This is a genomic window from Microbacterium altimontanum (genome assembly GCF_058349865.2).
Genome location: NZ_JBYRJB020000002.1, coordinates 79,041 through 97,925, shown reverse-complemented (window position 1 = coordinate 97,925; position 18,885 = coordinate 79,041). Strand labels below are relative to the sequence as shown.

General features: G+C 70.7%; 14 protein-coding genes. 4 read left to right on the top strand and 10 right to left on the bottom strand.

Annotation, left to right across the window (positions count from 1 at the left end; all coding sequences use genetic code 11):
* Positions 1-24: 24 nt before the first annotated feature.
* The 5 genes from AC3RX1_RS02665 to AC3RX1_RS02645 all read right to left on the bottom strand — a co-directional run bounded on the left by AC3RX1_RS02665 (position 25) and on the right by AC3RX1_RS02645 (position 9,228).
* Positions 25-978 (bottom strand): ABC transporter permease, encoded by a 954-nt coding sequence (locus AC3RX1_RS02665; protein WP_491499695.1) that lies wholly within the window; start codon positions 976-978, stop codon positions 25-27.
* On the bottom strand, positions 975-1,865 hold the full coding sequence (locus AC3RX1_RS02660; protein ID WP_491499694.1) for an ABC transporter permease: 891 nt from the start codon (positions 1,863-1,865) through the stop codon (positions 975-977). Before AC3RX1_RS02660 ends, AC3RX1_RS02665 begins: the two co-directional genes overlap by 4 nt.
* Positions 1,858-3,057: a polyamine ABC transporter substrate-binding protein gene (locus AC3RX1_RS02655; protein ID WP_491499693.1), complete on the bottom strand. Its 1,200-nt coding sequence runs from the start codon at positions 3,055-3,057 to the stop codon at positions 1,858-1,860. The genes AC3RX1_RS02660 and AC3RX1_RS02655 overlap by 8 nt, the downstream gene beginning before the upstream one ends.
* A gap of 25 nt (positions 3,058-3,082) precedes the next feature.
* On the bottom strand, positions 3,083-4,258 hold the full coding sequence (locus tag AC3RX1_RS02650) for an ABC transporter ATP-binding protein (RefSeq protein WP_491499692.1): 1,176 nt from the start codon (positions 4,256-4,258) through the stop codon (positions 3,083-3,085).
* 227 nt (positions 4,259-4,485) lie between these two features.
* Positions 4,486-9,228: an Lhr family ATP-dependent helicase gene (locus tag AC3RX1_RS02645; protein ID WP_491499691.1), complete on the bottom strand. Its 4,743-nt coding sequence runs from the start codon at positions 9,226-9,228 to the stop codon at positions 4,486-4,488.
* Positions 9,229-9,312: 84 nt separating this feature from the next.
* On the opposite strand from AC3RX1_RS02645, the gene AC3RX1_RS02640 reads away from it, so the two are divergent.
* The gene (locus tag AC3RX1_RS02640; RefSeq protein ID WP_491499690.1) at positions 9,313-9,720 is read left to right on the top strand and encodes a GreA/GreB family elongation factor; all 408 of its coding nucleotides are present in this window, start codon (positions 9,313-9,315) and stop codon (positions 9,718-9,720) included.
* Between the two features lie 101 nt (positions 9,721-9,821).
* Here AC3RX1_RS02640 and AC3RX1_RS02635 read toward each other — a convergent pair whose 3' ends face one another.
* Positions 9,822-11,474: an ABC-F family ATP-binding cassette domain-containing protein gene (locus AC3RX1_RS02635; RefSeq protein WP_491499689.1), complete on the bottom strand. Its 1,653-nt coding sequence runs from the start codon at positions 11,472-11,474 to the stop codon at positions 9,822-9,824.
* A gap of 328 nt (positions 11,475-11,802) precedes the next feature.
* Here AC3RX1_RS02635 and AC3RX1_RS02630 point away from each other — a divergent pair, with 328 nt between their 5' ends.
* Positions 11,803-12,000 carry a hypothetical protein gene (locus AC3RX1_RS02630; protein WP_491499688.1) on the top strand — a complete coding sequence of 66 codons (198 nt, stop codon included), beginning with the start codon at positions 11,803-11,805 and terminating at the stop codon, positions 11,998-12,000.
* Positions 12,001-12,016: 16 nt separating this feature from the next.
* Here AC3RX1_RS02630 and AC3RX1_RS02625 read toward each other — a convergent pair whose 3' ends face one another.
* A complete protein-coding gene (locus tag AC3RX1_RS02625) occupies positions 12,017-12,679 on the bottom strand; it encodes an alpha/beta hydrolase (protein WP_491499687.1) in 663 nt (220 codons plus the stop codon).
* A gap of 112 nt (positions 12,680-12,791) precedes the next feature.
* Here AC3RX1_RS02625 and AC3RX1_RS02620 point away from each other — a divergent pair, with 112 nt between their 5' ends.
* Together AC3RX1_RS02620 and AC3RX1_RS02615 are read left to right on the top strand one after the other, a co-directional pair.
* Positions 12,792-13,415: an NUDIX hydrolase family protein gene (locus AC3RX1_RS02620; protein WP_491499686.1), complete on the top strand. Its 624-nt coding sequence runs from the start codon at positions 12,792-12,794 to the stop codon at positions 13,413-13,415.
* A gap of 152 nt (positions 13,416-13,567) precedes the next feature.
* Positions 13,568-15,181, top strand: a complete 1,614-nt coding sequence (locus AC3RX1_RS02615) for a DivIVA domain-containing protein (RefSeq protein WP_491499685.1) — start codon at positions 13,568-13,570, stop codon at positions 15,179-15,181.
* A 121-nt stretch (positions 15,182-15,302) separates the two neighbouring features.
* On the opposite strand, the gene AC3RX1_RS02610 is transcribed toward AC3RX1_RS02615, so the two are convergent.
* The 3 genes from AC3RX1_RS02610 to AC3RX1_RS02600 all read right to left on the bottom strand — a co-directional run bounded on the left by AC3RX1_RS02610 (position 15,303) and on the right by AC3RX1_RS02600 (position 18,885).
* Entirely contained in the window at positions 15,303-16,430 is a 1,128-nt protein-coding gene (locus AC3RX1_RS02610) for a threonine aldolase family protein (protein ID WP_491499684.1), read from the bottom strand.
* 117 nt (positions 16,431-16,547) lie between these two features.
* Entirely contained in the window at positions 16,548-17,237 is a 690-nt protein-coding gene (locus AC3RX1_RS02605) for an SDR family NAD(P)-dependent oxidoreductase (protein ID WP_491499683.1), read from the bottom strand.
* A 121-nt stretch (positions 17,238-17,358) separates the two neighbouring features.
* The gene (locus AC3RX1_RS02600; RefSeq protein ID WP_491499682.1) at positions 17,359-18,885 is read right to left on the bottom strand and encodes a DUF6421 family protein; all 1,527 of its coding nucleotides are present in this window, start codon (positions 18,883-18,885) and stop codon (positions 17,359-17,361) included.

Genomic DNA, 18,885 nt, shown 5'->3' with positions numbered 1-18,885 from the left:
CTCGGCTGCGCGGGTCGCCCGGCGTCAGCCGCCGGCCATGGTGCGGGCGATGTCGGTGGCGGAGTCGCCGGCGCGCTTGAGGACGATCGCGACGACCGACAGCGCCAGCAGCGTGACGATGAGCATGATCGTCGACACACCGGCGATCTCCGGTCGCAATCCGCTGCGCAGCGAGCTGAGCACGTACACCGGCCACGGCGTCGAGCCCGAGACCTGCACGAACGCCGAGACGATCGTGTTGTCGAGACTGAACGTGAACGACAGCAGCAGCCCCGCGAGCACTGCCGGCATCGCGAGCGGCAGCGTGACCTTGAGGAACGTGCGCAGCGGCGGCGCGTACAGGTCGGCGGACGCCTCCTCGAGGTTGGCCGGGAGCCCGACCAGCCGGGCCCGCACGATGTACGTGACGACCGCGACCGAGAACAGCGAATGCCCGATCACGAGCCGGAACGTGCCGTCGTTGAAGAGCGACATCCCGAGGTCCTGGCCGAGGAAGACGAGCCAGGGCAGCAGCGAGACCGCGTCCACGATCTCCGGGGTGACGGCGACGAGCAGCAGCATCCCGATGAACCAGAACGTCCACTTGCCCGGGCGCCGCGCCAGCGCGATGCCCGCCAGCGTGCCGAGCAGCGATGCGAGCACAGCGGCGATCGCACCCGTGCGCAGCGACACCATGACCGCGTCGGCGATCACCGGCTTGCGGAACAGGGCGAGGTATCCGTCGAATCCGAAGCTGTCGAACGCGACCAGGAGGCGGCCGTTGTTGAACGAGTAGATGACGATCACGAGGATCGGCGTGAAGAGGAAGACGTACACCAGCACGCTCCACGCCGTGAGCAGCCGGTCGGTCACCGCGCGCCGCTGCCGGTGCTGCAGGGGTTCCGATCGGTCGCCGCCGGCGCGGGCGAGACCGGCTCCCTCCTCGAGGTCGACGGCGGCGGCCGGCAGAGTGCCCATCCCGGGCTCGACGGACGTCATGACGCGAACTCCTCGACGGTGATGCGGTTGCGCAGGCGGAACGGAAGGGCGAGCAGCCACAGGATGCCGGCGATGAGGGCGACCGATCCGAGGATGATCAGGATCAGCATCACCGCCATCGCCGAACCGAGCGCCCAGTTCTGCGCCGTCTGGAACTGGGAGGCCACCAGCTGGCCCACCATGTTGCCCTTCGCACCACCCAGCACGGTGGCCGTGATGTAGTCGCCCATGAGGGGGATGTAGACGAGGAGCGCCCCCACGACGATGCCCGGGCGCGCGAGCGGGAACGTCACACGGGCGAACGTGCGCCAGCGGTTCGCGCCGAGGTCCTTCGACGCCTCCCGCACCGGCAGATCGACCCTGTCGAACGCCACGAACAGCGGCAGGATCATGAGCGGCAGGTAGTTGTACACGACGCCGAACAGCACGGCAGGGCGGGTGTAGAGGATGTCGAGGGGTGCGAGCCCGATCGCCTGCATCGCCTGAGAGATCCAGCCCTCCGGCGACAGGATCACCATCCAGCCGATCGTCCGCACGAGGAAGTTCGTCCAGAACGGCACCAGCACGAGCGCGAGCAGGATCCCCTTCATGCGCGCGGGCGCCTTCAACGCCATCCAGTACGCGACGGGTGCGCCGATGAGGAAGCACAGCAGCGTGCCGCCGATGCCGATCCAGAGGGTGTTCCAGAACGTGTCGAAGAAGGTCGGAGTGAGCACCTCGGCGTACCGGTCGAGCGACAGCCTGTCGTTGGCATGGGTGCCGAACAGCCCGGGCTTGTAGCCGAAGCTGTACCAGAACACCACCAGGACCGGTGCGATGAAGAAGGCCGCCAGCCACAGCCACGCGGGCACCGCGAGGATGAAGCCCGGCAGCCGTGCTCTACGCACCCGCTGCCGCCTTCGCCTTGTTGTAGATGTCGACCGTGCGGGTCTGCGCCTCGTTGACGGCCCCGTCCTTCATCGTCGCGAGCTGCTCGGGAGTGAAGAAGACGAGGTCCAGCATCTCCAGACCCTCCTTCTTCGCGGTCTCCTCGATGTCCTTCGCCCCCGTGTGATAGCCGATGTAGTCGACGTTCTTCAGCTGGTTCTCGGGCGTGAGCACGAAGTTGATGAAGGCGTGGGCGGCCTCGGGGTGCGGCGCGCTCGCGACGATCGCCCAGTTGTCCATCCACAGCTCGGTGGTGGGGGAGCCGAGCACCCACTGCCACTTGTCGGGCTCCTTCGACGCCAGGATGCCCTGCCGCGCGTCGCCGTTCCAGACCTCGATGAGGGTGTGGGCGCTCTGCGGGATGGCCCCGCTGCCGGGATACGAGTCGAAGGCCGCGATGTGGGGTGCGAGCTTGTTGACGATGAAGTCCTCGCACTTGTCGATCTCGGCGTTGTCGGTGGTGTTCCAGTCGATGCCGTTGGCCCAGTAGTACATGCCGGTGATCTCGGCGGGGTCGTCGAGCACGCTCGTCTTGCCGCTCGCCTCGTTCTGCGCGCAGTCGAGGAAGTCGTTCCACGTCTTCAGTTCGCGGGTGATCTTCGTCTTGTCGTACACGAAGCCGGTCGTGCCCCACGCCTTGCAGATCGAATACTCGTTGTTCTTGTCCCACCCGCGGCCGAGGTACGCGGGGTCCATGTACTTCAGGTTCGGGATGAGGTCCTTGTTGAGCTTCATCAGCAGGTTGTTCTGTACCATCTGCGGGATGTAGACGCCCGTCGGCACGATGATGTCGTAGCCGCCGGTCCCCTTCGCCGCGACGAGCTTCGCGATGAGCTCCTCGTTCGAGCCGAACGAGTCGACCGTGAGCTTCGGGCCGAGCTGCTTCGTGAACGCGCTGAGCACCTCGGGTGCGTCGTAGTCGCCCCAGGAGTACATCGACAGGGAGCTCTCGAGCTTGCCGCCCGTCGCCCGCGGGCCGGGCTGGGCGCCGCCGCCGGTGCCGCCGCCACCGCCGGGCGAGCATGCCGCGAGCAGCGCGGTGCCGCCGACGACGCCCATGAGGGAGAAGAAGCCGCGCCGCGTCATATCGGAGACGATGCGGTTCGCCGCGCCCTGATCGGCCAGGATGCGGACGGGGTGGTGTTCGGTCATGGCTGTTCCTCTCGCCGTTCGGGTGTCAGCGCGTACGGATGCTGCGGGTGGTGGGCGGCTCCACGAAGCCGCCGTGCGTGGGGTCGTCGTCGACAGGGAAGATCTGCACGGATTCGGGGCGCCACGTGCACCATACGGTGCTGCCCACTGCCACGCGCGGGGCATCCGGGGTCGGCCGCCGCGAGATGATCGACATCTCGCGGCCGAACTGCACGAGGTACTGCATCGTCTCGCCGAGGTGGGAGACGCCGATGATGCGCCCCTCGGCCACGTTCACATCGACGTCGGGGCGTTCGGTCACGATGTCGACGAACTCGGGGCGGACCGCAGCGCGGGCCGCGACACCCGGCTGGACCGTCGAGATCCGCTGGGCAGGGCGCAGCACCGCGTGCGCTGCCTGCACCGCCGTGCCGTCCGGGGTGACGGTCCCGTCGAAGAAGTTCTGCTGCCCGACGAACGCCGCGACGTACGCCGAGGCCGGCGCGCTGTAGATCGTGTCGGAGTCGGCGAGCTGCTCGATGCGTCCGGCGCGCATCACGGCGATCCGGTCGCTCATCGAGAGCGCTTCGCCCTGGTCGTGCGTGACGAACACGAACGTGATGCCGAGCTGAGCCTGGATCAGCTTCAGCTCCAGCTGCATCTCCTCGCGCAGCTGGCGATCGAGGGCGCCCAGCGGCTCGTCGAGCAGCAGCACGGCCGGGCGGTTCACGAGCGCCCGGGCCAGCGCGACGCGCTGCTGCTGGCCGCCCGAGAGCTGGGTGGGTCGGCGGTCGGCGAACGAGCGCATCTGGACCATCCCGAGAGCGGATGTCACACGCTCGCGGATCTCGCTCTTCGGCACGCGCTTCTGCTGCAGCCCGTATGCGACGTTCTCGGCCACCGTCATGTGCGGGAACAGCGCGTACGCCTGGAACACCGTGTTGACGTTGCGCTTGTACGGCGGCTGCCCCAGGACGGACCGTCCGGAGATAAGGATGTCACCGGCGTCGGGATGCTCGAATCCGGCGATCATGCGCAGTGTGGTGGTCTTCCCGCATCCAGAAGGGCCGAGGAGGGAGAGGAACTCTCCGGCGCGGATGTCGAGCGACAGATCGTCCACCGCGGTCTGGTCGCCGTAGCGCTTCGTCAGGTGATCGAGCTGCACTGCTCCCGTCTGCTCGTCGACGGTGGTGCCGGGGCGGACCGGGCTGGTGGTGGACACCTGAACCTCCCTCTGGGCTGCATCGCCCTGTGCGGGCTGCCTCGCCCTGTGGAGTGATTCAATCCTGGGGGAACGCCGCATGCAAGACGAGGCACTCCGGAAACGGACGGATGCGCCGGGTGGCGCTCGGGCGCCAGACAGTCTGTCCGGCCGACGCTCGCGCGGGCTGAGCGTGCGCGTCATCTGCGTCGGGCGGCGGCATCCGGAAGCGGCTCATGGAGATCCGCTCAGGAGCGGCCGGTCGCCTTGCGCAAAGTGAGCCCGCGCGTCGATTCCACGAATCCGGCGGCCCGCAGCGCGCGGCCGATCGGGGTGCCGAACACGAGCTCGCCGTTCACCTGCTCGATCGTCAGCGTCTCCAGCCGGCGGGCTCGCGCGGTGTCGCCGAGGCTCCGGCACGCCGCGGCGAGCACCTCCTCGTCTTCGGTGAAGGCGAGGGCCGTCTTGCCGCCGCGCTCGAGGTACAGGGTCAGCATCCCGTCGACGAGCACGACGAGCGCTCCGGCCTTGCGGCCCGGGCGATGCGCGGAGCCTTCGAGAGGCGGCCACGCGAGCGCCGCGCCATACGGATTCGCCGGGTCGGTCGCCGCCAGGGTGAGCGCCGCCAGAGGCGCCGGATCGGCCACCGCGGCGAACTCGCGCAGCCGGTCGATCGTCGCGGACGCCGCGAACTGCGCGGCGCCGAGCTTCTCGATGACGTAGCCGCGCCGGCAGTGCCCGGCCTCTTCGAAACCCGCGAGGATGCGGTACATCTGCGCGAAACCGCCGGGCACCTGCTCGGCCTGCACCGCACCGCGCGTCACGACGCCGTAGCGGTCGAGCAGGAGGCTCGCCGTCGTGGTCGCGCGCAGCGCCGGATCGTCCTCCGGGTCGGGCAGCAACGACCAGCGGCCGCCGATCGCCGGGGGACGCGGGGGAGCCGAGGCGCGCGGCAGCGATGCGCCGCGGTACATCCGCGCGCGGGGCGTGCGACGCGACACCCTGTGCGCCTGCGAACCGCCCGACAGCAGGGTCCGCAGCGGCGCGAAGGTGTCGTTCGTGACGCGGCCGGCCCACGTCAGTGCCCACAGGGCCTCGATGACCGATTGCTCGTTCTCGGCATCCGCCAGCGTGCGCAGCTGGCCCGCGAAGTACGCGCCGCCCGCGCCGAGGATGTTCACGAGACGCTCCTCGAGCGCCCCGGGCGCGAGCTCGCCCACCGGCTCGGCGAGGGTGAGGGCGACCGCGTCGGCGGGGTGCAGCGCCACCCAGCCGTCGCGACCCGGAAGCGCACCGTGCCCCGACCAGACGAGCTCTCCGGTCGCGGTCAACTCGTCGAGCATGCCCGGCGTGTAGTCCCGCACGCGGGACGGCAGCACGAGTCCCTCCCAGGCGCTCGCTGGGATCGGCACGCCGGCGAGCTGCTCGACGACCGCGGCGACGCCGTCGATGCCCTCGAGGGGACGCGTGATGTGCTGCCATGCGGGCAGGAACCGCGCGAGCGCCGGCTGGGGCACCGGCTCGACGCTGCCCCGGATCGCCGCGAGGCTGCGCATCCTCAGCCGGCGGAGCGCCTCCGTGTCGCACCACTCCGTCTCGTCTGAGCCGGTGGCTTCGGGCAGGAAGAAGCCGCTCGTCACGCGGCCGGCGGCCTCCAGGCGCTGCAGCGTGTGCCGCGCCACGGCGACGCCGACGCCTAGTCGTTCGGCCACCGCCTCCGCACGGAAGGGGCCGTGCGTGCGGGCGAACCGGGCGACGAGCTCGCCCAGCGGATCGGGGACCGGCTCGAGGAACGCAGTCGGGATGCCGACGGGGAGCGCGGTTCCGAGTCCGTCGCGGAGGCGTCCGGCGTCTTCGATCGCCGCGATCCGGGCGTCGCCGCCGATCGTGACCCGGATGGCGCGGTGCGCGGCGACGAGGGCGTCGAGGTGCGATTCCCCCAGGCCCCTGAGCGAGCCCGGAGGGCGAGTCGAAGGGGCGTCGCGACCGTCCGGCCCTTCGACTCGCTGCGCTCGCTCAGGTGGGACATCGTCCTGAAGCCGATCGGCCACCTCCGTGGCCGTCAGCGGGCCGAGCAGCCGAAGCAGGTCGGCGACACCCTCCACCCCCCGCACGCGGCGCTCGGGGTCGAGGCGCTGCACCTCGCGCTCGAACTGCGCGATCACCTCCGGGTCGAGCAGCTCGCGCATCTCGACCTTGCCGAGCAGCTCCGACAGCAGCGACGGGTCGACCGACAGCGCCGCCGCGCGCCGCTCGGCGAGCGGCGAGTCGCCCTCGTACATGAACGCGCCGACGTAGCCGAACAGCAGGTCGCGCGCGTAGGGCGAGGGCAGCGGCGTCTCGACCTCGATGAGGCGGATGCGGCGCTCGCCGATTCCGCGCATGAGGCGCAGCAGCGCCGGAAGGTCGTAGACGTCCTGCAGCACTTCGCGCAGCGTCTCGAGGATGATCGGGAACGTCGGGTGGCGGCGCGCCACCTCCAGCAGCTGTGCGGCCCGCTGGCGCTGCTGCCAGAGCGGACTCCGCTTGCCGGGGTTCAGCCGTGGCATGAGCAGCGCGCGCGCCGCGCACTCCCGGAAGCGCGATGCGAACAGCGCCGATCCGCCCACCTCGTCGGTGACGAGCTGGTCGATCTCCTCGGCGTCGAAGACGAAGAGGTCGGCGCCGGGCGGCTCGGCGGTCGCATCGGGGATGCGGACGATGATGCCGTCGTCGCCGGCGACCGCAGATCCGTCCACTCCGAGCCGTTCCCGGATGCGGGCGTTGACCGCGAGCGCCCACGGTGCATGCACCTGCATGCCGTACGGCGAATGAAGGATGATCCGCCAGTCTCCGACCTCGTCGCGGCCGCGCTCCACCGTCAGCGCCCGGTCGGTCGGGAGGGTTCCAGTCGCCTCGCGCTGCTCGGTGAGGTAGCTCAGCAGATTGTCCATGGCGTACTCGTCGAGCCCCGAATCGGCGAGCCGGTCGCGCGCCTTCTCGGTGCCGAGCGCCGCGACCTCGCGAGAGAACCGGCCCATCGCTTCACCCAGCTCCGCCGGTCGGCCGATGCCGTCGCCGTGCCAGAACGGCACCTTGCCGGGTTGACCGAACGCCGGCACCACGTTGACCCGGTCGTGCGTGATCTCGACGATGCGCCAGCTCGTGGTGCCGAGCGTGAAGACGTCGTTCACCCGCGACTCGTAGACCATCTCCTCGTCGAGCTCGCCGACGCGCGCCCCGACCTTCTCGCCCGCCACGAACACGCCGAAGAGCCCGCGGTCGGGAATCGTGCCACCGCTCGTCACGGCGATGCGCTGTGAGCCCGGGCGCCCGGTGAGAGTGCCATGGTCCCGATCCCACACCACTCGGGGACGCAGCTCGGCGAACTCGTCGGACGGGAACCGGCCGGCCAGCAGGTCGAGCGTCGCCTCGTATGCCGAACGCGGCATCGTACGGAACGGCGCACTGCGCCGCACCGTCTCGTACCATCCCTCGACATCGACGGGGCCGACGGCGCAGGCCGCCACCGTCTGCTGCGCGAGGATGTCGAGCGGGTTCTGGGGCACGGCGATCGCCTCGATCTGGCCCGCGAGCATCCGCTCCGTCACCACCGCCGTGTGCAGCACGTCGCCGCGGTGCTTGGGGAACAGTGCCGCCCGGCTCGTCTCGCCGACCTGATGTCCCGCGCGGCCGATGCGCTGCAGCCCGGATGCGGCGGAGGGCGGCGCCTCCACCTGGATCACGAGGTCGACGGCGCCCATGTCGATCCCGAGCTCGAGACTGCTGGTCGCGACGACGCACCGCAGCACGCCGCTCTTCAGCTCGTCCTCGACGATCGCCCGCTGCTCCTTCGACACCGAGCCGTGGTGCGCCTTCGCGAGGACGGGGGCCACCGTCGTCGGGGCCGCCGGCACGCGGGTCTGCGCAGGCGTGGTCGGGTCGGGCACCTCGAGCCCGAGCCGTTCTGCGTAGATCTCGTTGAGCCGGCCGGTGAGCCGCTCGGCAAGGCGCCGTGAATTGGCGAACACGATCGTGGAGTTCTGCTGCAGCACCCGGTCGACGATCGCCTCTTCGACATGCGGCCAGATCGATCCGGTCATCTCGGTGTTCTCGGATCGGCCGCCGCCGTCGGCGGCGTACCACTCGGCGTCCTGATCCTCGCGGATCGCCTCTTCCGGCGCCGAGCCGGCCGCGGCGCCTGGTCGGTCGGCGGCCTCGGCGGCGGGCGCGGGCGGCGGGTTCAGCATGTCGTCGACGGGCACGACGACCTGCAGCTCGAAGGTCTTCGAGGCGCGCGGCGCGACGATCTCCACCGGAGCGGCGCCGCCGAGGAATCGTGCGACCTCGTCGATCGGCCGCACCGTGGCCGACAGGCCGATGCGCTGGGCGGGCTTGTCGAGGAGGTCGTCGAGCCGTTCGAGGCTCACGGCGAGATGCGCACCGCGCTTCGTCGCCGCCACCGCGTGCACCTCATCGACGATGACGGTGTCGACGCCACGCAGCGTCTCGGCGGCCTGGCTCGTGAGCATGAGGTACAGCGACTCGGGCGTCGTGATGAGGATGTCGGGCGGATCGGCGACGAGGCGGCGGCGATCGGCGGCCGGCGTGTCACCCGACCGCACCCCGACCGTGACGTCGGGCAGCGGCACGCCGAGCCGGCGCGCCTGTTGCGCGATCCCCACGAGCGGAGAGCGCAGGTTCCGCTCGACGTCGACGCCGAGGGCCTTCAACGGCGAGATGTAGAGCACGCGCGTGCGGCGTGTCGGCTTCTTCCCGCCCTTCGTCGTGGTCTTGGGCGGCGGCGACGCATCCTGATCGTGGAAGACCCGGTCGATGGCCCAGAGGAACGCCGACAGCGTCTTGCCCGAGCCGGTGGGAGCGACGACGAGCGCGTGCTTGCCCGCGGCGATGGCCTCCCAGGCTCCGCGCTGGGCGGCGGTGGGATGCGCGAAAGCACCGCGGAACCACTCCCGCGTCGCGGCGCCGAAGCGGTCCAGCACATCGCTCATCCCTCCATCTTCGCCGGAGCGTCCGACATCCGGGCTATGGTGGAGGTTCTTTGCCACATACCCGCGCATGCGGAAGGAGCAGCCATGTCGAATCCGGCACAGACGGTCTGGATGACCCCGGCCGCCCTCGCGGCCCTCGAGAAGGAGCTCAGCGAGCTGACCGCGGCGCCCGGCGATGAAGCCACGCAGCTGCGCGTGGTCGAGCTGCGTGAACTGATCCGTCGCGCGGAGGTCGGAACGAAGCCCGACGACGGCGTCGTGGAGCCCGGCATGCGCATCACTGTGCGATTCCACTCCGACGACTCGGTCGAGACGTTCCTGCTCGGCAGCCGCGACATCGCGGTGGGCGACCCCGACCTCGAGGTGTACTCGCCCAGCTCGCCGCTCGGCACCGCCATCGACGGGCATCGCGTCGGCGACGAGGTCACGTTCGCGGCGCCGGGCGGCGCGTCGATGACGGTGACGATCGTCGCCGCGACGCCGTTCGCCTAGCGAACCCTGACCGGGCGGCGGGGGTCACGCGCAGCGCGCCCCCCGCGCGACGCCGGCCGTCACCGTGGTCCTCGATCCGCGCCCCGCGCCGGCCGGCGGTGTCACACCACCTCCGCGACGCCGTCCCGGGTGAGCTCGAGGGTCGTGTCGATGCCGAGCCTGTCGAGGAACGCGTCATCGTGGCTCACCACGAGCACCGCCCCCCGATAGGCGGAGAGCGCTGCCACCAGCTGTTCGACCGTGTCGAGGTCGAGGTTGTTCGTCGGCTCGTCGAGCACGAGCAGCTGCGGCGGCGGGTCGGTCAGGAGCAGCCGGGCCAACGCCACTCGGAACCGCTCGCCGCCCGACAGTGACGACACCGGCCGGTCGACGGCATCCCCGCGGATGAGGAATCGCGCGAGGCGGTTGCGCACCTGGCCCGGCGGCACGTCGGGCGCCGCCGCTCGCACGTTCTCGAGCACCGAGGCGGCGTCGTCGAGCCCGTCGACGCGCTGCGGCAGGTAGCCGATGCGGTCGGTGAACGCTGTCGCGTGTGCAGAACTCCGGCGATCCGCGCGAAACCCGGCCGAATCGACCTGATCGCGGCTTTCGCCGCCGGAATCACCGGAGTTCTGCCCGCCCGAGGCGACGAGCCGCTCGAGCAGCGTCGTCTTCCCCGCCCCGTTCGGACCGACGAGGGCGAGCCGCTCGGGACCTTGGACCACCCAGGAGCGCTCCCCGTCGCCGATCTCGGCGATGCGCCGCCCGGCCGGCACGCCGGGATCGGGAAGGTCGATCGTCACGGCGTCGTCGTCGCGCACCCGGCGTTCGGCGGCGTCGAGCGCGGCCCGCGCCGTCGCCTCCTTCTCGCCGACCTCGGTGCGCAGCTTTCCCGCCGAGACCTGAGCGGCGCGCTTGCGGCCGTTCATGATGATCTTCGGCTCCCTCTTCTCGACGAACGCCTTCTGCCCGTAGGAGGCACGGCGCGCGAGCTTCGTCTCGGCCTCGATGCGCTGCCGCTTCTCCCGCTTGAGCACCTGCGCGGCGGCGCGTTCCGCCTGCCGAGCCGCGCCCTGCTCGGCGTCGAGCCACTCCCGCCACTGCGAGTACGGCCCGCCGAACACCGACAGCTCGTTCTCGTAGAGCTCGGCCGTGTCGTCCATCAGCTCGAGCAGGGAGAGATCGTGACTCACGACCACGAGCGTTCCGCGCCACGCCCTGACCATGTCGTACAGGCGTGCGCGCGCGTCGCGATCGAGGTTGTTCGTCGGCTCGTCGAGTAGCGTGATCGGCGCTTCGCGCAGCCGGATGCCGGCCACCGCCGCCAGCACCGCCTCTCCGCCCGACAGCTCGCCGACCGTGCGGTCGAGGGCGCCGTCGGGAAGACCCGCTTCGGCGAGGGCGGCGATCGACCGCGCCTCGATGTCCCAGTCGGGGCCGACGGTGTCGAAGTGGCGCGGATCGACGTCGCCGGATTCGATCGCCCGCACCGCGGCGAGCGGTGCGGCGACGCCCAGCAGCTCGGCCACCGGGCGATCGGTGCCGAGGGTGAGCTGCTGGGGGAGCAGGGCGATCTCGGACGCGGCGGTCACCTGGCCGCTCGTGGGGACGAGCGATCCGGCGATGAGACGCAGCAGCGTGGACTTTCCGGAGCCGTTGCGGCCGACCAGACCGGTGCGGCCGGTGCCCATGGCTCCGGAGACGTCGTCCAGCGCGATGGTGCCGTCGGGCCAGGCGAAACAGACGTGGTCGAGGACGATGGATGGGGTAGGCATGAGTGCCCTCCGCGGGGTCGAGTGTCGGAGTGCGCCGACACCGATGCCCGAGGCATCCCGAAGAGGGAGGAATCAGATCGACGGTCGGCGCGCGAACGTGCTGCAGAGGCAGCGGATTGTTCGGTGACGGCGCGACACGTCGAAGAATCGACGGATCAGCGCAGCGTCAGCACGCGGCGGCGATCTCGGTCATTCCATTCCTCACGTCAGGGACAGGACCGAGACACTGTAGCAGACCCGTCCGACCTCCGGCCCGGGGAGCGGCGCGCGGACGATCTCCGCCGAGCGGGGGAAGTGGGGATGCCGCGGCATCCGTACGCTCGACGGCATGAGCACTCCGAACAACCGTGACACCGCCGGGACGGCGGCAGCCATGCTCGCAGTCGGCATCGGGTGCGGCGTGGCGATCGGCGTCGCCCTGGACAACGTGGCCTTCGGCATTGCGATCGGGGTCGCGATCGGCATCGCGCTCGGCGCGTGCACGACGTCACTCGGGCGACGTCGTCGTCGGCGCGATCGGCCATGAGCCGTGGCCGGCCGGCTCAGAGCGCGGCGAGCCGCTTCTCCAGGAACACCCGGACGTCGCCCAGCTCCTCCTCCGACACGCTGTGCGTGAGTCCCGGGTAGACGCGTCCCGACAGATCGGTGTGGGCCGGGAGCCACTGCGTCGTGTGCTCGACGAGGGCCGGCGGAATGACGTCGTCCTGTGCTCCGCGACCCCAGAACACGGGGAGACGGCGCGCCGCGAGCTCCGCGTCGTGCGGGAGCGGACCGGGGGCGACGTAGCCCGACAGGTTGACGGCGAACGCGAAGCGCTTGGGACGCATCCGCAGCGCCTGCAGCGCGACCGACGCACCCTGCGAGAATCCGACGAGGCCCACGGCCCGAGAGCCGGCCGAGGCATCCACCCAGTCCAGGACAGCGGATGCCGCAGCCGTCACCCGAGCCGGATCGTGGCCCGCCAGATCCGCGTCGAGGACGTCCTCGATCGGGTACCAGGAGTAGCCGGGGGCCGGCCACGGCGGCGCGAGCGGCGCGCGCACCGCGGCGAGGTCGAATCGGTCGGGCAGGAACGGCGCGAGACCGAAGAGGTCGTTCTCATCGGCGCCGTAGCCGTGGAGCAGCACCAGGAGCGGCCGGTCGTCGTGGTCGCCATGGGTCTGCGACCACAGCACGAGGTCGGGATCGATGTGCAGGTCGTCCATGGGGCCATCCTGCCAGGAGGCGCCGACGCGGGCGGTCGCACCTTGGGGTGTACCGGGCACAGGCGATGGCCGCCTCCCGCAGCGTGCGGACGACGTGGGGTATACAAGAGGCATGCCGGTGCGCACGCCTGATCCCGACCCCGAACCCGAGGAGCACGACTCCGAGCCGTTCGCGTCGGGCTCGCTCGACGGCTTCGGCACGCCGGCCGCGGGGAACACGAATCCCGGGTGGCTGAGCGACATCGAGCTCGCCGAGGCCCGTCGGCGACTGCCGATGCTCTACGTCGAGGCGGTGCCCGTGCGCACCGACGGCATGGGGGTCGTGACCCAGGTCGGTCTGCTGCTGCGCGCCACTCCGCTCGGCGAGATCACCCGCACGATCGTGTCGGGGCGCGTGCGGTACGGCGAGCCGATCCGCGACGCCCTGTTCCGGCATCTCGAAGACGACCTGGGGCCGATGGCCTTCCCGTTGCTGCCCGCGCAGCCCGCGCCGTTCACTGTCGCCGAGTACTTTCCGATGCCGGGTCTGGGCGCGTTCCACGACGATCGGCAGCACGCCGTGTCGCTCGCGTTCGTCGTCCCGGTCACCGGCACGTGCGACCCGCGGCAGGACGCTCTCGAGGTGACCTGGCTCACTCCTGAGGAGGCGGCATCCGACGCGGTCGCCGCCGACATGGAGGGCGGCCGGGGGACGCTCCTGCGCATGGCGCTCGCGAGCGTCGGCGCGCTGCGCTGAAAGGTGCCGGCGGGGCGCGAGAGCGGGCCGCCCGACCGCATCCGGATCACAGTCTCGCCGGGTAGTCTGCAGGTGTCCGTGTGCCGTGATTCTGCGGCTGAGCCGGCGTTCCCCCCTGCGCCCCGAGTGCGCCCCCGAGAGCGGAGACCTCTATGTCCGACCACACCAGCCCGAACGATGACGCCGGCGAGGAATCGTCGTTCGACAGCATCCTGGGTTCGGTGGCCGGTGCCGTCGACACGAGCTTCACCACGGCGTTCCGCGGCTACGACAAGGACGAGGTCGACGCGGCGGTCGCTGAGCTGAAGACGCAGGTGCGGGCGGCGGGCGACGAGGCGGCGAACCTCAAGGACGAACGCCATCGCCAGGCGAGCACGATCGCCGAGATGCGGCGCCGCATCGACGATCTCGAGCGCGAGGTGCGCACCGCCGCATCGCGCGAGGGCGAGGAGGTCAAGCGGCTGAAGGTGCAGGCGAAGGATGCCGATGCCACCCGCCGTGCCGAGGTGGAGCGCGTGCGCGCCGAGATGGCCGAGGAGCGCACCCGGATCGAGGCCACGGCGACGCAGTTGAAGGCGGATCTCGCCGCCGCGCATGCGCAGACGGCGGCGGCCCAGAAGCAGGTGCAGGCGCTGACCGACGAGCTGAGCGGCGCGGCGGCGGCGTCGCCGAACCGCAGCCAGTTCGAGGAGATCCTCCGCGTCGCCGAGGAGCAGGCCTCCACCCTCATCCGCAATGCGAGCGTGCAGGGCGATCGGCTGCTCGAGGCCGCCCGCGAAGAGGTCGACAACCGTCGCGTCCAGGCGCAGACCGAGGCCGAGGCCGTGATCGCGCAGGCGCAGCACGAAGCGCAGCAGGTACGGCTGCGCATCGAGACCGAGCTCGCGGCCCACCAGGCGCTGCTCGAGCGCGAGGCGACGCACTCGGCCGAGAAGGTCGAGCAGGCCGAGCGCGAGGCGGCGGCGATCCGCTCCGAGGCGGAGAAGGGGGCGGCGGCGCTGCGCTCGATGGTCGCGCGCGAGACGACCCGTGACCGCGCCGAGGCCGAGGAGGCGGTCCGCGAGCTGCGGGTGCGGACGCTCGACTTCGAGGCGTCGCTCACCCGGCGCCAGGACGACGCGCACCAGGAGTTCCTCGTGCTGCACAACCAGGCCGTCGCGCACGCCGAGCGCATCACGCAGGATGCCAACGAGCAGGTGGCGGCGTCTGTGGAGCACGCCAAGCGTGTCACCGCCAAGGCCGACGACTTCGATAAGCTGGCCCGGGCCCAGGCGCAGCAGATCGAGGCCGACGCGCACGTGCGCGGCGCGGAGGTCCTCGAGCAGGCACGCACGAAGGCGCAGAAGATCATGGACCTCGTCACCGAGAACGCGCAGGACGTGCTGCGCGACGCCGAGGACCGCGCTCGTCAGTTGCGCTGGCAGCAGCATCAGCTCACGAGCTTCCTCGCCGAGGTGAAGGAGCTCATCCGCCCCTCCATGGCCGTCGGCGGCGCGGCGCCTGTTGCCGGGGCAGGGGCGACGGATGCGTCGGTCGACGCATCCGTCGACGGCGATCGCGATGAGGCGGCGGCTGCCGAGGGCGTGGAGGCTGCCGATGCCGACGGCACTGGTGCCGATGCCGAGGCTGTGGAGGACGAGGTCGAGGAGCCGAGTGGTTCCGGTGACGCGGACGATGCTGCAGCCGACGGCCAGGGCGATGAGGGCCAAGGCGATGACGGCGACGAGGAGCCGGAGGACGACGAGGACGAGGAGCCGGCGGCCTGAACGGCGCCGCATCCGCTGTCACCAGATCAGGCGATGAGACGGAGGGAGGACGATTTCGCGCGAATCGTCCTCCCTCCGTCCGGTTTCCTCCCCCGGTGCCGGACGGCACGGCGGAAGTCGGTCAGGCGGCGGTCTCCCGGGCGATCGCCGCGACGAAGGCGTCGATGTCGGCCTCCGTGGTGTCGAACGAGCACATCCAGCGCACCTCGTTGCGCGCAGCATCCTCCCCACGTCCACTCGAAGCATCGCTGTCGCGCTGCTCCGAGCCTCCGGACGCGGGGCCCCAATCGTAGAAGCGGAATGACGAGCGCAACCGGTCGGCGACGCCGGCGGGAAGCGTCGCGAACACGCCGTTCGACTCCGTCTTCTGCGTGAACCCCACCCCGAGGATCGAGCCGTCGGCGAGTCCGGCCTCGACGCCGGCGCGCAGGCGCTGGGCCATCGCGTTCGCGTGTCGGGCGTTGCGCAGCCACAGGTCGCCGTCGAGCAGCGCGACCAGCTGCGCGGAGATGAAGCGCATCTTCGACGCCAGCTGCATGTTGAGCTTGCGCAGATATGTGAGGCCCGCGGATGCGTCGGGGTTGAGCACCACGATGGCCTCGGCGCCCATCGCCCCGTTCTTGGTGCCGCCGAAGCTCATCACGTCGACGCCGACGTCGCGGGTGAACGCCCGCAGCGGAAGGTCGAGGGCGGCGGCCGCGTTGGCGGCGCGAGCGCCGTCGAGGTGCACGCGCATCCCGTGCGCGTGTGCGTGGTCGCAGATCGTGCGCAGCTCGTCGGCGGTGTAGAGTGTTCCGAGCTCGGTGGACTGGGTCACCGAGACCACGAGCGGCTGAGCGCGGTGCTCGTCGCCCCACCCCCACGCCTCACGATCGATCAGGTCGGGGGTGAGCTTGCCGTCCTCGGCGGGAACCGTGAGGAGCTTCATCCCGCCGATGCGCTCCGGCGCACCCTGCTCGTCGACGTTGATGTGCGCGGTCGAGGCGGCGATCACAGCGCCCCAGCGGGGGAGCATCGACTGCAGACCCGTGACGTTCGCCCCCGTGCCGTTGAACACCGGGAACGCCTCGACGCCCTCGCCGAGGTGCGCCGTGAACACCTCCTGGAGGCGGGCGGTGTAGACGTCCTCCCCGTAGGAGATCTGGTGTCCCTCGTTCGCCGCGGCGATCGCCGCCAGCACCTCGGGGTGGACGCCGGAGTAGTTGTCGGAGGCGAAGCCGCGCAGGTTCGGGTCATGCAGTGAGGTCACGGAGATCCAATCTAGTTCGTGGTTCGGAGCGCTCGACGCGGCAAGAGCAGGCCCGATCGTCGGTTCGGCGTCCATCCGGGCGCGTTCGCGTCGATCCAGCCTGCTTCTGCAACGCGATCACGCGGTGAGGTCGATCACCGTGTCGTTCACGTCGGCGGCGGCGGCGTCCCACAGCGCGACGAAGCGGTCGGCGAGCGCCTGCTCCCGGCCGTCGAGCGATTTCACGCGGAAGATGACGGATGCCGCGGCCAGCGGCTCGTCGGCGTCCCGCGCCGCCTTCGCGAAGCCCTGTGCGACGGCGCGCGTCCATGCCTCACCGGCGGCTTTCACCGCGGCATAGTTCGCTCCGCCGGCGAGCGGGCGCGCGACGGCCGTCGACGAGACGATGGCGAGCCGCGCCGCATCCGATGCCCGAAGATCGTCGTCGAACGCGCGTGACACATGACGCAGCGCCGTCAGTGAGCGCTCCAGGAAGCGGAAGTCGTCGTCGCTCTGTCCGGCGAGACCGCCGCCGCCGCGCCATCCACCGACGAGGTGCAGCACCCCGTCGACATGGATGCCGTCGGCGTGCAGCCGTTCCGCGAGCCCGTTGACCGAGTGCTCGTCGACGAGGTCGCACGACTCGGTCATCCACGCGGCGCCGGCGCCCGTCGGATCGACCTGCTCCGCGAGGGCCTCGAGCTTGACCGGGTCGTGGCCCACCGCGATCACGAACGCCCCCGCGTCGCGCAGCGTCTGCACGACGACGCGCCCGACCGTGCTGGTGGCTCCCGCGACCAGTACGGTCCGTCCGCTCAGATCTGCCATCTTCGCTCCCTTTCCCCGGCTCACCCCGGCGGGTTCACATGAAACCGCCCGTTGCACATCATCCTGGCGTCGGATTGATGTGCAATCGTCGAATTCATGTGAAATCGACGAGGGGGAGGGGTCACTCGTCGGTGGCGCGGATGCCCTCCGTCGAGGCGATCACGTCGCGCATCTTCTTCTCGAGCGCCTCGTAGAACATCGAGAGCGGGAACTCGTCGTCGAGCACCTGATCGGTGTAGCCCTTCGGCGGCCCGGCGAGGACCTCGTCCGGCAGGCCGCGCGCCCATGCCGAGGCGGGGTGCGGGGTCAGCACCGAGCGCACGAGGTCGTACGCGGCGAGCCAGTGCGCCGTCTTCGGCCGGTCGATCGACTTCCAATACAGGTCGTCGATCGTGTCGCCGAGCGCGACCACGGCACGCGCCACGTCGTCCTCCCCTCGCTCACTCGAATCACCGCTGGCGCGCCGATCCGAGCCTCCGAGCGTGGGGCCCCAATCGAACGCGAGCGCCGTGTCGGTCCAGTGCAGCACATCGCGCTGGTGCAGCCACGCGAACAGCAGCTGGCCGCCGAGCCCGTCGTAGTTCCGCACGCGCGAGCCGGTGATGGCGAAGCGGAAGATCCGGTCGAAGATCACGGCGTACTGCACGAGCTTCGCGTGCTCCAGGATCTGCGCCTCCACCGCCGACAGCTGCTCGGTCTCGGTCTTCGCCTCGAGCCGCTTCTGGATCGCGACCGACTCCCGGAACGCCGTCATGTCGCAGCGCATCTCCTCCAGGGAGTACAGGAAGAACGGCATCCGCTGCTTGATCATGAACGGGTCGAAGGGCAGGTCGCCGCGCATGTGCGTGCGGTCGTGGATGATGTCCCACATCACGAACGTCTCCTCGGCGAGCCGCTGGTCGTCGAGCATGCGGGCGGCGTCGGCGGGCAGGTCGAGCTTCGTGATCTCGGATGCCGCGCGCACGACGCGGCGGTAGCGCGCGGCCTCACGGTCCTGGAAGATCGCACCCCACGTGAACGTCGGGATCTCCCGCATCGCGACGGTCTCGGGGAAGAGCACTGCGGAGTTCGTGTCGTACCCGGGCGTGAAGTCGACGAGCCGCAGCGAGACGAACAGCTTGTTGCCGTAGTCCCCGGCTTCGAGCGCGGCGACGAACTCCGGCCAGATGACCTCGACGATGAGCGCCTCGACGTATCGATTGCGCGACCCGTTCTGCGTGTACATCGGGAACACGACGAGGTGCCGCAGCCCGTCGACGCGATGCTGCTCGGGATGGAACGCGACGAGGGAGTCGTAGAAGTCCGGCACGCCGAAGCCCTCGTCCGCCCACCGGCGGAAGTCGCGAACGGATGCGTCGAGGTAGTCCGCGTCGTGCGGGAACGCCGGCGCCATCGCGGCGATCGAGTCGACGATCGTGTCGACGAGTTCGGCGGCGCGGTCCTTCTCCTCCGGTACCGAGCCGTCCTGCTCCTGCAGCTCCTGCAGCGCCGTCGCCGCGTCCTTCAGGGCGACCCAGGCCGCCGAGGTCTCGATGTCCCGGGCGTCTTCGACGACCCCTTCGTCTCGCTTCGCTCGCTCAGGGCGGCGCTCGGGCTCTCCGACGATGGCCTTGTCGGCACGGGTCTCGTGCGTCTGGCTGATGGACAT

What these genes read in the sequence shown, in the direction of transcription:
- AC3RX1_RS02635 (WP_491499689.1), bottom strand. Translation starts at nt 11,474, where the DNA reads ATGCCTACCCCATCCATCGTCCTCGACCACGTCTGTTTCGCCTGGCCC.
- AC3RX1_RS02615 (WP_491499685.1), top strand. Translation starts at nt 13,568, where the DNA reads ATGTCCGACCACACCAGCCCGAACGATGACGCCGGCGAGGAATCGTCG.
- AC3RX1_RS02625 (WP_491499687.1), bottom strand. Translation starts at nt 12,679, where the DNA reads ATGGACGACCTGCACATCGATCCCGACCTCGTGCTGTGGTCGCAGACC.
- AC3RX1_RS02620 (WP_491499686.1), top strand. Translation starts at nt 12,792, where the DNA reads ATGCCGGTGCGCACGCCTGATCCCGACCCCGAACCCGAGGAGCACGAC.
- AC3RX1_RS02665 (WP_491499695.1), bottom strand. Translation starts at nt 978, where the DNA reads ATGACGTCCGTCGAGCCCGGGATGGGCACTCTGCCGGCCGCCGCCGTC.
- AC3RX1_RS02655 (WP_491499693.1), bottom strand. Translation starts at nt 3,057, where the DNA reads ATGACCGAACACCACCCCGTCCGCATCCTGGCCGATCAGGGCGCGGCG.
- AC3RX1_RS02645 (WP_491499691.1), bottom strand. Translation starts at nt 9,228, where the DNA reads ATGAGCGATGTGCTGGACCGCTTCGGCGCCGCGACGCGGGAGTGGTTC.
- AC3RX1_RS02640 (WP_491499690.1), top strand. Translation starts at nt 9,313, where the DNA reads ATGTCGAATCCGGCACAGACGGTCTGGATGACCCCGGCCGCCCTCGCG.
- AC3RX1_RS02630 (WP_491499688.1), top strand. Translation starts at nt 11,803, where the DNA reads ATGAGCACTCCGAACAACCGTGACACCGCCGGGACGGCGGCAGCCATG.
- AC3RX1_RS02605 (WP_491499683.1), bottom strand. Translation starts at nt 17,237, where the DNA reads ATGGCAGATCTGAGCGGACGGACCGTACTGGTCGCGGGAGCCACCAGC.
- AC3RX1_RS02600 (WP_491499682.1), bottom strand. Translation starts at nt 18,885, where the DNA reads ATGTCCATCAGCCAGACGCACGAGACCCGTGCCGACAAGGCCATCGTC.